The following is a 13,695-nucleotide window of genomic DNA, read 5'->3' as shown; positions in this document are numbered from 1 at the left end:
TCTTAACCATATAAGTTATATAAGTTCAATTTAGCTGGTTCTTAAATAGTTCTCGCAAAGACGCCAAGTCGCAAAGTTTTATTTTCTTAGCGACTTGGCGTCTTTGCGAGATTTTTTTATTCGCATTTTATTAAATGAACTTATATAACTTATATGGTTCAAGAAAAATTAAAATTTAACCGCTTTTTTAGGAACGCTTTTATCAATAGTAGTCGTCTTAGAAAAATTAATCTTAGAACCGCTTAAATCAATATTCTTACTCGCTTCACCGTTAATAGTAATCACATTTGATGAAGAAGGATTAAACTCGATATTTTTTAGCGAAAGGTTTTTAGTATTGTAAATTTCGAAAGCATTTTTTGCTTCAATATCCAATTGAGCATTGCTGATTTTAATTCCGTTGGCATCAATTATAGAAAAACCTTTTTGTGCTTTAGCAATCAAGTTTGTGATTTCAATATTTTCTAAATTCATTTCGGGAAGACCTTGTAAAAATACTGCTTGCTGAGCGCCTTTGATTGTGATATTTTTGATCACGATATTTTTAAACTGAGGTGTTTCTTCGTTTACCGGAATTGCTTTTGTGCTAACAGTATTTCCACCTTCTGCTAAAGTCTCAGCGATTGATTTTCCTCCATAGTACAAATCGAAAGAAATAGCTTGTGACGGAATATCAGTCATAAAAACGTCTGAGATATAAATGTTTTCTACAACACCACCACGTCCGCGAGTACTTTTGAAACGAAGTCCAACATCCGTTCCCATAAAAGTACAATTGGAAACATGCAGGTTTTTTACGCCTCCAGACATTTCACTTCCAACCGTAACACCGCCATGTCCATGATACACGATATTGTTTTTCACAATGATATTTTCGCAAGGAACGCCTCTGTCACGTCCGTCTTTATCTTTTCCGGATTTAATACAAATCGCATCGTCACCCACATCAAAACTTGAATTTTCGATAACTACATTTTTACAAGATTCAACGTCAAGTCCGTCACCGTTTTGAGAAAACCACGGATTGCGAACGGTAATATTTCGAACAATTAAATCTTCAATTAATAAAGGGTGAATATTCCAAGCAGGAGAATTTTGAAAAACTGGTCCGTCGAACATGACTCTTTTACTGTTTTGAATGCTAACTAAAACCGGACGCAAAAAATCATGAATTGCTTCAAAATCTTCTTTAGTTTTCAAATCATGACGAATGTTCTGATCGGCACCTTTAGCACCTTTTAAATATTGTTCAGAAGGATACCAGCTGTCTTTCTTTTCATTTAAAACCCCGCCAGAAGCAACAAATTTCTTCCATTGCTCGTCTGTTAGTTTACTTTTTTTAACTTGTCTCCAAGCTTCGCCAGAACCATCCCAAACGCCATTTCCAGTAAAAGCAACGTTCTCTAAATTTTTACCATAAATAGGAGAGATGCATCGCCAAGTATTTATGCCTTCAAAACTGGTTTCGATAATGGGATATAAAGTTTTGTCTGTTGAGAATTTAATTAAAGCGCCAGTTTGAGCATGAAGTTCGATATTGCTTTTTAAGATAATCGGTCCCGTGAGCCAAATCCCAGGTGGAATAATTAATTTTCCTCCGCCTTTTTTAGAAAGCGCATCAATAGCATCAGCAAAAGCTTTTGTATTTAAAACATAACCGCCATTTACTGCTCCAAAGTCTTTTAAATTTACACTGTAATTCGGAATTACAGGTTCTTGGACTTCAGCCATTTTAAACTCAATATTTTTATAAGTATCAGCAGATTTTTGTGCAGAAACTGTATTGAAACTCAAAGCAAAAGAGGCGAGAGCTACACATAAAAGGGTTTTTCGGTTAGTTTTCATTCGTATTATATTATAGTTAGTATTTTAAGGTTCTAAGTGGCTAAGATGCTAAGATTCAAGTGAGAAACATAGCATCTTAGTGATTTTGGTGTCTTATGAACTTTTTTTCGATTTACTGGTAATTCAATTTTTTATGCTGTAAATTTTTATTCAATAAATATAATTATGCATTTTTAATTTGAAATACTTAATGTAATCGATTACACAAATCTATTAAAAAAATAGTATGAAATGACAGTTTTATAGACTTTATCACAGATTTTTTGTGAATTTAACTTTTTTTGTTTGCCAAATCAGAAAATAATAGAAAACCAATTTTTTAAGCGTTTGGTCTTAAAGACAACATTGCAGGAGGGTACAGGATACATGTAATTTTATATTCTTCTAAATTGTCCCTATTATTTGGTAAAAGTGTTAAAAATACAATTATTTGTAAAAATTATAGCGCTTTAAATAAATGCCTCGTAATTTTAGCTTAAGAAAAAAATCAATACTATAAATAATGCGTTTAATTCCTTTCAACAAATTACTGATTGTTTTTTTAATGGTATTCACAATTTCGGCAAGTGGAGCTGAAATCTGGGTTTCACCATCAGGAAAAGATTCGAACCTCGGAACAAAATCAAATCCGCTGGCAACAGTTCATATGGCAATGCGAAAAGCTAGAGAACTTCGCCGTTTAAAAGATCCATCGATAAAAGACGGAATCCGAATCATAGTAATGAATGGAACGTATTATTTAAACGAACCTTTGTTTGTTCGACCTGAAGATTCAGGAACAGCAGACAGTCCGACTACAATCGAAGCCGATGTAAATGCAAGACCCATTATAAGCGGTGGAATCGAAATTAAAAACTGGACGAAATCGACAACGGTTATCAACGGACTAAAAAAAGGTGCTGTTTGGGTAGCTGATGCGCCTAAAAAAGCAGGAAACCTAATTGATTACAGGCAATTATGGGTAAATGGCAAAAAAGCCGTAATAGCCAAAAATACTGCGGGAACTACAATGGAACGCATTTTATCGTGGAATCATCAGGAACAAACCTGTTGGATTCCGTTTAAAGATAAATCGGTGAAGTTTGAACCGGGAATGGAAATGTTTATTGTGCAATGGTGGTCGAACGCTAACCTTCGAATCAAAAATATCGAAGTTCAAAAAGACAGTGCCAAACTTTCGTTTGAAGAACCAGAAAGCCGTATTCAAAGCGAGCATCCGTGGCCAGCGCCGTGGATTTCTAAAAACAACGGAAATTCAGCTTATTTCTTAAACAATGCTTTTTCGCTTTTAAACGAGCCTGGAGAATGGTATTTGGACAAGAAAAATGCTAAAATCTATTATATTTCGAGAGCTGGAGAAGAAATTAATTCGGCAATTGTAACTGCGCCTGTTTTAGAAAATCTGGTTGAAGTAAAAGGAACGATTGATTCGCCTGTTCATCATTTTCAATTTAAAGGAATTTCGTTTCAGCACAGTAATTGGCTTCGTCCTTCGCAGCAAGGTCATGTGCCGTTGCAATCTGGTTTGTATTTGTTAGACGCTTATAAATTGAAAGTTCCAGGAACTCCAAATCAAGCCAGTTTAGAAAATCAGGCTTGGGTGGGAAGACCTCGTGCAGCGGTTGAAGTAAATTATGCTAATAATATTCAGTTTGAGTCTTGCCGTTTTGAGCATTTGTCTTCGACTGGTTTAGATTTAAATAAAGGAACGAATCACAATACAGTAAAAGGAAATTTATTTAAAGATATTGGCGGAAGTGCCATCAATGTTGGAATTTTCTCCGAAGAAGCTTTCGAAGCGCATTTGCCTTTAATCATAAAAGATGAAAGAGAAATGTGTTCGGATGAAGTTATTTCGGATAATTTAATCACCAATGTAACCAATGAAGATTGGGGAACTTTAGGAATCAGTGCAGGTTTTGTTCGAAATATTACGATTGAACACAACGAAATTTCGGATGTATCGTATTCTGGAATGGCGATGGGATGGGGTTGGACACACACGCCAAACGTGATGCAGAACAATAAAATTCTGGGAAATAAAATTCATCATTATGCCAAACATTTACATGATGTGGCTGGAATTTATACGCTTTCGGCTCAGCCAAACAGCCGAATCGAAGAAAATTATATAGACAAAGTGTACAACAGTCCGTATGCGCACGATCCGTTTTTATGGCTGTATCTGTATACCGATGAAGGAAGTGAAGGTTTTACGATTAAAAACAATTGGATCGCCGAAAAGAAAATTCTTAAAAACCATAACGGTCCAAAAGGAAATATTTGGGAACACAACGATCCGTATGTAAGTACTAAAATAAAAGATGCAGCGGGAATCAGAGCGCCTTACAAAGATTTAGAAAAGGAAGTTGTAATTGATGAAAAATGGGGCTTGCAGGAAATGCCAAAACCGTATGCGATCGAATTGATAGGTTCTGATTTTGATATCGAAAAAATCAAATCGACTTTGGTTGGGTTTAGAATTGTAGGTCAGGAATTGTATCAATGGAAAAATCATTTGGTGATTTACGGAAAAATGAATCAACCCGAAAGAACAAAACGAAAACTGGCGGGCGCTTTCCCTTCTTTAGAAATTAAAATCTATGAAGATCTAGTTTACGATTTCCAAAACTTCGAAAGATGTAAAGATTCAAAACCAGCATCAGATTGGGAAAATATTGTGTTAACAGCGAATCTTCCTGTTGATGAAAAACGACAAAAAGAATATGTTGAGTACCACAAAACGCAATTCGAAAAATGGCCAGAAGTAGCAAAAGGTTTCTGTAATGCCGATTTTCAGCAATTGCAGGTTTTCAAAAAAGACAGACAATTAATTTTGGTAATCAGTATTCCGAAAGGAGAAAATTTGGATAAACTAAATCCAAAGACAACTGAAAATAATCCTAAAGTAGATCAATGGAACGCCTTAATGAAAAAATACCAATCGGGAATTGAAGGTGCAAAACCAGACGAAACGTGGATTTTCTTGAATAAAGTAAGTGTAGAGGAGAAAAAATAGAAGAAAGATCCAAGAAAAAAGAAAATCTGCTCAATCTGCTTAATCTGCGTGAAAAATAAAACTAATCTAAAAGAAGATTTCGGAAATAATCTAAAATCTAAAATCAACAATCTAAAATAACCACAACCAATGTTAAAAATAGCCATTCTAGGACTTGGAGAAGGACGAAGCACAATGTCTGCTGCTATAGAAAGTTCAAAACTAGAACTCGTTAAGATATGCGACCGAAACGAAGAATTGTGTAAACAGCGAGCAAAAGAATTCGATTTTCATTCGTACACTACTAATTATGACGATTTATTGAATGATTCTTCAATTGATATTATAGCGATTTATACGCCAGATCATCTTCATGCACAGCATGTAAAACAAGCTTTATTAAGTGGAAAACATGTCGTTTGTACAAAACCCTTTATCGATGATCTTTCTGATGCAAAAGAATTACTAGAATTAAGCAAATCAACAGGAAAGAAAGTTTTTATTGGGCAAAGTTCCCGTTTCTTCGAACCAGCCAAAAGGCAAAGAGCCGATTATGAAGCGGGTTTAATTGGAGATTTAATTACTATTGAAGCCCAATACCATGCTGATCACAGATGGTTTTTGAAGAAAGAATGGTCGCTTTTGCAATCGTTTAAATGGCTGTACGGAGGTCTGAGTCATCCTGTAGATTTCATCAGATGGTATTTACCGAATATTCAGGAAGTGATGGGTTACGGAATGATCAGCAGTAACGGACAAAATGCAGGTTTGAAAAATGAAGATACGATGCATTTTATCTTTAAAGCAACTGACGGAAGAATTGCACGTGTCAGCGGTGTATATACTTCGCCGACTCAACCAGCGCAACGTGACAGTGGCATGAGTACAATTTTAAGAGCAACAGAAGGGGCAAGTCAAGCCGATTATCACGAATTACGTTATGCCGTTACTGATAAAACTGGCGAAGAAAAAGTAATTACTTGGGGCGACAGCACGATAAAATATTATTTTCGTTTTGAAGGACAAAGTCATCACGGCGGGGAATATCAGAATTATTTAGAATATTTTACAGACAGTATCGAGCAAGGTTTTGAAGCTTATCCAAACATGGAAGAAGGAATTGGAACTGTGGCTTTGTTACAAGCAATGGATAAATCTTTGCAAACTGGAATGCCGGTTAAAATCGCCGATATTCTTAACGAATACGGACTATGAACAGTATCTACGATAAATTAACCACGCTCGATTTTGTAATTGTTGCGGGTTATTTAGTGGCTTTATTAGTCATTGGATATGTGGTAAGTATGAAGCAGAGAAAGAAAAACGAAACGCTTTTTCTGGCCGGAAATTCACTAAACTGGTACAGCATCGGGTTTAATATGTGGGGAACCAATGTTGGGCCTTCGTCATTATTGGCTTTTGCGAGTATTGGTTACGCAACGGGAATTGTAGCAGGAAATTTCGAATGGTACGCTTTTGTTTTTTTACTGCTTTTAGCGATGGTTTTTGCGCCAAGATATATTGCAAGTAAAGTAAGCACGATGCCCGAATATATGGGAAAACGCTACGGCGATAGTACGCAGAATATTTTGGCTTGGTATGCTTTGGTAAAAATATTAGTAAGCTGGCTGTCTTTAGGATTATTTAGCGGAGGCGTTTTAGTACGTCAGATTTTGGGAATCCCGATGTGGCAGAGCGTTACCGTTTTAGTGATTTTCTCTGGAATTTTTACGTTTGCAGGAGGATTAAAAGCGATTGCCAAAGTGAATGTTTTTCAGATGATTTTGCTGATTGTAGTTTCATTGACACTTTCCTTTTTAGGTTTACAAAAGCTAGGTGGAATCGATGTTTTAATTGCTAAAACTCCTTCTAACTTCTGGAATTTAATCCGTCCTTCAGATGATGCGCATTATCCGTGGCCAGCTATTTTATTGGGATATCCTGTAGCTGCAGTTGCTTTTTTCTGTACCGATCAATCGATGGTCCAGAGTGTTTTAGGAGCTAAAAATTTGGAGCAGGGACAATTGGGCGTAAACTTTATTGGATGGTTAAAAGTAATGGCATTGCCGTTGTTTATTCTTCCCGGAATTTTGTGTTATGCGTTATATCCAGAATTAGGAAGCAATTCTGATTTAGCTTATATGACCATGGTTACGAATCTTTTCCCAAGCGGAATGAACGGCTTGGTAATCTGTGTGATGATTGCCGTTTTGGTGGGAACAATTGGTTCTTCTTTAAATGCTTTGAGCACTGTTTTTACGAATGATATTTATGTAAAGAAAATCAACCCGACGGCGACGATTCAGGATCAGATTAAAATTGGCCGATTAACAATTGCTGCCGGATGTGTATTTGCAATTCTGATTGCCGTTGCAATTGACAATATAAAAGGGCAGAATCTATTCAATATTTTTCAGGCGGTTTTAGGTTTCCTGGCGCCTTCGTTATCTGTTGTTTTCCTTTTGAGTGTTTTCTGGAAACGTACTACGAAAAAAGCCGTAAATGCAACTCTTTCTTGGGGTTCTGCTTTTAGTTTGTTTGTTGGGGTTTTGTATCTATGGATTTTTCCTGCGGATAAATATCCAGCTTGGCCTCACTTTTTATTGATTTCCTTTTACATTTTTGCTGTGCTTTTAATTACAGCAGTTATTATTTCTTTAACCGATAAAAATCCTGAAGTTAATGTTTCAGATGAAAGGGATATTCCTAAAACTAGTAAAAAGGTTAAGTTTTTGTTTGGGTTGTTAGGGTTGACGATTTTGGTTTTGTATTTGGTTTTTAATGGGAATTAGTGGATTCAAAGGATTTTAAAAATAGTCGATTTCTAATTTCAATTAAAAAAAGAATTAAAAATAAATAGTAAAAAGATTACTTTAATTTAAATATTTTGTAGTTTTTGTATTACATTTGCATCGCTTTTTAAACAATGTTTAATGATAAAAATGTAATTATGTCAAAGAGTATAGTAGCGGTTTTAATTTTATCTCTTATTTCTATTCATAAAATTTCTTCACAGAATCAGAAGATTTTTATTACTAGTGTAAAAAAAGGAGACAATAGTGTAGAGTACAATTATACTAAATCAGTATTAGGGAATTATTTTGTAGAGTTTGATTTAGAAAGTGCTGCAAATGTTCAAGATCTTTCTTCATTTAGAAAAACTTATAATTTGAATTTAACTCAAGATTCGGGAACGCTTTTTAAATTAGATCCTATTGATAAAGAAAAACCAATCTATTGTTCCTATACATATAGTTATAAAAAAGGTTCTATAAACCCGCAATTAGATAATTCTATTGTGTACTTTCTTCCATTTAAAGAAAATAAAGAAGTCGCAATATATGAGTCTTTTAGGTTTAATGTAAAACCTGAAATATGGAAGAACTATGCCGTATATTCTAAAACGAAAGATACTATATGTGCAATGAGAAAAGGTATCGTGACGGAAATAAGAAAATTTACAGTTGCAGATAAAGGAAATACGATCTTTAGAACAGAAATTATAGTAGATCATGCAGACGGTACTAATGCATCTTATATTGGTGTTGATGAAAAATCACTTTCTGTAAAGCTTAATGATCAAATCTACCCAGGTTCTGTAATTGGTGTAATGGATAATGTGGTTGATAATGATAAGAATCATATTTTTAAATTCAATGTCTATTATTTTTCTGATGAAGAAGTGGAGGGAATAGATGGTAAAAAGGTTAGAATACTTGAAAAATCTGTGATGCCAATTTTTTATACAGCAGAAGGATATCAAAATTTACGTAGCGATAAGAAGTACACTGTAAAATATAATGATGAAGTTTTTTCTAAAGAAATGACTTCTCAAGAAAAAGAAAAGTACAGTTCAAATAAGAAGTTATTGTAAAACAAAAAAGCTCTAAAATATTTTAGAGCTTTTTTTGTTTTTAATATGTAAAATATTTTAGTTTTTAATTTTCTTCTCCAAATTAGGCAAGAACCCAGTAATTACCCCAATCAAAGGCAGAAATGCACAAATCTTAAATACATATTCAATACTAGTAGCATCAGCAATTTTTCCTAAAATAGCAGAACCTAAACCGCCCATTCCGAAAGCAAATCCGAAGAAAAGGCCAGCCACAAGTCCGACTTTTCCAGGCAATAATTCAGTAGCATAAACGAGAATCGCTGAGAATGCCGAAGAAAGAATCAATCCGATGATTACAGATAAAGTTCCAACCCAAAATAAAGAAACGTAAGGTAACATTAAAGTAAACGGAGCAACTCCTAAAATAGAAACCCAGATTACATATTTTCTACCATATCGATCTCCAATTGGTCCACCAATTAAAGTTCCAGCAGCAACAGCACCCGAGAATAAAAATAAATAGACTTGTGACTGCTGAATTGTGATGTGAAATTTATCTATCAAGAAGAAAGTATAGTAACTCGTAATACTACTCATGTAGAAATACTTAGAGAAAATCAGAATCAATAAGATAATCAATGAAGCAATTACTCTGTTTTTAGACAAATGATGCGTTTCGATTTGATGAGAAGCTTTATTCGCATTTCTTTCAGATAGATGTGCAGTATACCAAATTGCAATTTTATACAATGCAAAAACACCAACTAACGCAATAATACAAAACCAAGCGATATAAGATTGTCCGTGCGGAATAACAATAAAGGCTGCCAATAAAGGTCCGATAGCACTTCCAGCGTTTCCTCCCAATTGAAAAATAGACTGTGCCAAACCTCTTTTTCCGCCCGAAGCCAAATGCGCCACACGTGAAGATTCAGGATGGAAAATCGAAGAACCAATTCCGATTAAACTTACTGATAATAATAAATTGATAAAACTCGAAGCGATAGAAACAAAGAAAAGTCCAATCATTGTGAAACACATTCCCACAATCAGTGAATATGGTTTTGAGTTTTTATCGGTATACATTCCCACAAACGGCTGTAAAATAGAGGCAACCATTTGGTAAGTCAAAGTAATAATACCAATTTGAGTAAAACTTAAACTGAAATTTTCTTTTAAAAGCGGATAAATTGAAGGAACAACAGCCTGTAAAAGATCATTAATTAAATGGGAAAAACTGATGATGAATAAGATCGAATAAGTGGTTTTTTTAACTATGTCAGGATTTGCTTTAATAGTGTCCATGTGGTATTTTTTGATTTTTAAATTAAGTTTAAAAACAACAGCTGTATTATTTTTTGCAAAGATTAAAAGAATAGTAATGTCAGAATTGCTATATTTGGACAATGAATAACCAGATTCGGACATATCGGATGGCGCAGGAACATGGATACAGACTTGATCCATCGATTCCTGTTATTGGCTATACCGAAATGGTAACCAACGAAATGTGTATTTCTCATTCGCATCCAAGAGGCCAGTTGATCTATGCAACTCGTGGCGTGATGAACGTTGTAGTGGGCAATCATATTTGGGTTGTGAATCCTTTACAGGGTTTGTGGCTTCCAGGCGGAGTAGAACATCAGGTTACTTTTCAGAAAGACGTTAATTATTACAGCGTTTTTATCGATCCATCGGCAATGGAAGGATTGCCAACAAATAGTTTTTCGTTTGATATTCCGATGTTTTTAAAGCAGTTGGTTTTTAAAATCATTTCTTTTGGAATCGAAGGAAATCTGACTCCACCACAAAAAAGAATCATTTCTGTTTTCTTGGATGAATTGGCTTTAATCGAACCAAGTGCGACTTTCTTGCCAACAACCAATCACGAAAGACTTCAAAAAGTTGTAGAGCTTTTAATGGAAGATATTGCCAGCAAAAACACGATCGAATATTACGCCGAAATTTCTTTTATGAGTACGAGAACTTTGTCTCGCTTGTTTATTAAAGAATTAGGAATGAATTTCAGCGACTGGCGTACACGTTTAAAATTATTAGAAGCCATAAAACGTTTGGGCGAAAAACAATCGATCAAAGAAATTGCCTTTAATTTAGGTTACGAAACTACAAGCGCTTTCATTTACATGTTTAAAAAACATTTGGGCAAAACGCCTTCTAATTATATTTTAGAAGATGAAAATGAATCTGAGAGAATGATTGCTTAGATTATAATTTACACAAAAATAACCACAATCATTGTCATTTCGACGGAGGAGAAATCTTCGTGAGAAGCTCTAAAAAGATTGGACTTTAGTTACGGAGTTACTTGCGAAGATTTCTCCTCCGTCGAAATGACAAAAAAGGGTAAATAATTAAAATCCGTTTTTCATCCCCGTCTTTGCGATAGCGAATCCGTCTCATCATCGTCCCATAAAATTCTAACATCATTTTTTTTAGTACTAAAAAAGTGATAAGCCGTAATTTTTCCCTTAAAAAATTATCAAAAAGTACTGTTTTTTATGAAATAGCAGGATAGTGCAGGTTGTGAAATGTAAAGATAACACTTATCTTTAGTCCCAAAATACACTAACTATGCTAAACCGCTTTTCCATTTTTACGACTTTAATTCTTTTTGTTGCCCTTTTTTCTTGTTCTTTATCATCAGCACAGGAAAAACCAAAAGAAGCGACATGGATCTGGTATCCAGGTGATTTTGAAGTTTGGTTAAGCAATAAAATGCAGGTAAGACGCACAGAACGCGAAGCAGTATTTCCGCCACTTTGGCAATATTATAGTCCTTATGCTTTGGTCACTTTTCAAACAGAAGTAGATATTCCACAACCAGACGAAGTGAAAATCTTCTCAGAAGGACCTTTTCAATTACTTTTAGATGGTGTTCAAATTTACGGACAGCCAAAATCAATCATAGTTCCTGCTGGAAAACATAAAATTTCCTTTAAAGTTTACAATCAGGAAGTATTGCCTGCTATTTATATTTCAGGTCAATACGTTAAATCTGATGCTTCGTGGAAAGTAACCAACGAAGATAAACTTTGGATCGATGAAACTGGAAAAGCACAACAATCTGGTACGCCATGGGTTCCTGTTGGTTCTTGGAATTTTAATTCGCCAGAAAATAAACCTTCGGGATTTAAATTAACAACCAAACCTTTAAGTGCAAAGAAAACAGAGAAAATTGGAGTGGGTCAGTTAGTAGATTTTGGCAAAGAAACTTTTGGATATATTAAAATTCACGGTTTAAAAGGGAAAGGCAAACTAGCACTTTATTACGGTGAATCTCGTGAAGAAGCGTTGGATTCTGCTAAATGCGAAACCTTAGATCATTTATCTTTTGATGGAAAACAATCTGAAACTTACACACATGATGGATCGAAAGCATTCCGCTATGTTCAGGTTCAAGCAGATGCAGGTGTAAAATATGATTCTATTTCGATGCTTTATGAATATTTGCCATTAGATTATCGTGGTGCATTTAAATCTTCGGACGAACAATTGAATAAAATTTGGGACGTGTCGGCATATACGATGCATTTAACATCTCGTGAATTTTTTATTGACGGAATCAAACGCGACCGTTGGGTTTGGTCTGGTGACGCTTATCAAAGTTATTTAATGAATTATTATTTATTCTTTGATTCGGCTTCTGTAGAACGAACGCTGTTAGCTCTTCGTGGAAAAGATCCCGTAACCGCTCACGTCAATATCATAATGGATTACTCGTTGTATTGGTTTGTAGGTGTTTACGATTACTATTTGCACACAGGCGATACGAAATTCATCAAAACTTTTTATCCAAGAATGAAATCACTGATGGATTTCTGTTTAGAAAGAAGAAACAAAAACGGATTCCTCGAACCATTAGAAGGCGATTGGGTTTTTATCGATTGGGCAGACGGATTACCAAAAACAGGAGAGGTTAGTTTTGAACAGATGCTTTTGGCAAGAAGTTTGGAAGCCATGGCAGTAAGCGCTGAAATCGCTGGTAAAAGTGAAGACCAAAAACAATATCAAAAACTAGGGAATGATTTAAAAACCAAATTATTTGATGTGTTTTGGGATAAAAAAGAAAACGTCATGAAACACCAGCGTATCGACGGTAAAATGCAAAATATTGTAACCAGATATGCTAATATGTTCGGTATTTTCTTCAATTATTTTAATGAAGAACAAAAACAAAGCGTAAAAAACAAAGTGTTGCTCAATAAAGAAGTTCTCCAAATCACAACACCATACATGCGTTTTTACGAGTTGGAAGCGTTGTGTGCGATGGGCGAACAGGATTATGTTTTAAAAGAAATGAAAGATTATTGGGGCGGAATGCTGAATGAAGGCGCAACCTCTTTCTGGGAAGAATACAATCCAAACAAAAAGGGAACGGAACATTTAACAATGTACGGTCGTCCTTACGGGAAAAGTCTTTGCCATGCTTGGGGCGCAAGTCCGATTTATTTATTAGGAAAATATTATTTGGGTGTAAAACCAACTGCTCCAGGTTATTCTCAATACGAAATCAAACCAAACTTAGGCGGTTTAAAATGGATGGAAGGAAAAGTGCCAACACTAAACGGAGAAGTTGCCGTGTATTGCAGTACCAAAGAAATCAAAGTAAAAGCAGGCGAAGGAGAAGGAAAATTGATTTTTGAAAGTGCCAGCAAACCTAAAACAAACTCTGGAACAATTACAGAATTAGCAAAAAATAAATATCAATTGATTGTAAAACCGAATGTGGAGTATAAAGTAATTTATAAGGCTTTGTAAGTTATGAGTTATTAGTTATAAGTGCCTAGTAATTAGTTCTTAACCCAGTTTGTCATTCCGACCGAAAGGAGACCCGAGCGATAGCGAATAGGCGAAGCAAATCACACTTGTAGCCACAAAGATTGTCACACCAGTTTTGTCATTTCGAGGGACGAGAAATCTCCACAAGTAGCTCCGCAAAGATTGTCGACTATTGTTGCGGAATTCCTAGTGTGATTCCTCCTTCGTCGGAATGACA

At 35.1% G+C, this 13,695-nt stretch carries 8 protein-coding genes; 6 read left to right on the top strand and 2 right to left on the bottom strand.

The window, feature by feature from the left end:
* Positions 1 to 168: 168 nt before the first annotated feature.
* On the bottom strand, positions 169 to 1,845 hold the full coding sequence (locus QLQ95_RS23070; protein ID WP_482501898.1) for a glycoside hydrolase family 28 protein: 1,677 nt from the start codon (positions 1,843 to 1,845) through the stop codon (positions 169 to 171).
* Positions 1,846 to 2,347: 502 nt separating this feature from the next.
* Here QLQ95_RS23070 and QLQ95_RS23065 point away from each other — a divergent pair.
* The 4 genes from QLQ95_RS23065 to QLQ95_RS23050 all read left to right on the top strand — a co-directional run bounded on the left by QLQ95_RS23065 (position 2,348) and on the right by QLQ95_RS23050 (position 8,717).
* A complete protein-coding gene (locus tag QLQ95_RS23065) occupies positions 2,348 to 4,864 on the top strand; it encodes a right-handed parallel beta-helix repeat-containing protein (protein ID WP_482501897.1) in 2,517 nt (838 codons plus the stop codon).
* A gap of 129 nt (positions 4,865 to 4,993) precedes the next feature.
* A complete protein-coding gene (locus QLQ95_RS23060) occupies positions 4,994 to 6,058 on the top strand; it encodes a Gfo/Idh/MocA family protein (RefSeq protein ID WP_343543882.1) in 1,065 nt (354 codons plus the stop codon).
* Positions 6,055 to 7,635, top strand: coding sequence for a sodium:solute symporter (locus QLQ95_RS23055; RefSeq protein WP_428238487.1), 1,581 nt, complete (start codon positions 6,055 to 6,057; stop codon positions 7,633 to 7,635). The genes QLQ95_RS23060 and QLQ95_RS23055 overlap by 4 nt, the downstream gene beginning before the upstream one ends.
* Before the next feature lie 158 nt (positions 7,636 to 7,793).
* Positions 7,794 to 8,717, top strand: a complete 924-nt coding sequence (locus QLQ95_RS23050; protein WP_428238486.1) for a M23 family metallopeptidase — start codon at positions 7,794 to 7,796, stop codon at positions 8,715 to 8,717.
* Between the two features lie 57 nt (positions 8,718 to 8,774).
* Here QLQ95_RS23050 and QLQ95_RS23045 read toward each other — a convergent pair whose 3' ends face one another.
* The gene (locus QLQ95_RS23045) at positions 8,775 to 9,983 is read right to left on the bottom strand and encodes an MFS transporter (protein WP_428238485.1); all 1,209 of its coding nucleotides are present in this window, start codon (positions 9,981 to 9,983) and stop codon (positions 8,775 to 8,777) included.
* A 101-nt stretch (positions 9,984 to 10,084) separates the two neighbouring features.
* Here QLQ95_RS23045 and QLQ95_RS23040 point away from each other — a divergent pair, with 101 nt between their 5' ends.
* Both QLQ95_RS23040 and QLQ95_RS23035 read left to right on the top strand, forming a co-directional pair.
* Positions 10,085 to 10,903, top strand: a complete 819-nt coding sequence (locus QLQ95_RS23040) for an AraC family transcriptional regulator (protein WP_482501896.1) — start codon at positions 10,085 to 10,087, stop codon at positions 10,901 to 10,903.
* A gap of 367 nt (positions 10,904 to 11,270) precedes the next feature.
* Positions 11,271 to 13,457 carry an alpha-L-rhamnosidase-related protein gene (locus QLQ95_RS23035; protein WP_482501895.1) on the top strand — a complete coding sequence of 729 codons (2,187 nt, stop codon included), beginning with the start codon at positions 11,271 to 11,273 and terminating at the stop codon, positions 13,455 to 13,457.
* Positions 13,458 to 13,695 lie beyond the last annotated feature (238 nt).

This window comes from Flavobacterium sp. B330r (assembly GCF_056824325.1).
The sequence above is the reverse complement of the archived record's forward strand: the minus strand, read 5'-3'. Positions and strand labels throughout refer to the sequence as shown.

Bases quoted from the DNA above. Each gene is read 5' to 3' on its own strand.
- QLQ95_RS23040 (WP_482501896.1), top strand. From the start codon at position 10,085: ATGAATAACCAGATTCGGACATATCGGATGGCGCAGGAACATGGATAC.
- QLQ95_RS23055 (WP_428238487.1), top strand. From the start codon at position 6,055: ATGAACAGTATCTACGATAAATTAACCACGCTCGATTTTGTAATTGTT.
- QLQ95_RS23045 (WP_428238485.1), bottom strand. From the start codon at position 9,983: ATGGACACTATTAAAGCAAATCCTGACATAGTTAAAAAAACCACTTAT.
- QLQ95_RS23050 (WP_428238486.1), top strand. From the start codon at position 7,794: ATGTCAAAGAGTATAGTAGCGGTTTTAATTTTATCTCTTATTTCTATT.
- QLQ95_RS23065 (WP_482501897.1), top strand. From the start codon at position 2,348: ATGCGTTTAATTCCTTTCAACAAATTACTGATTGTTTTTTTAATGGTA.
- QLQ95_RS23060 (WP_343543882.1), top strand. From the start codon at position 4,994: ATGTTAAAAATAGCCATTCTAGGACTTGGAGAAGGACGAAGCACAATG.
- QLQ95_RS23070 (WP_482501898.1), bottom strand. From the start codon at position 1,845: ATGAAAACTAACCGAAAAACCCTTTTATGTGTAGCTCTCGCCTCTTTT.
- QLQ95_RS23035 (WP_482501895.1), top strand. From the start codon at position 11,271: ATGCTAAACCGCTTTTCCATTTTTACGACTTTAATTCTTTTTGTTGCC.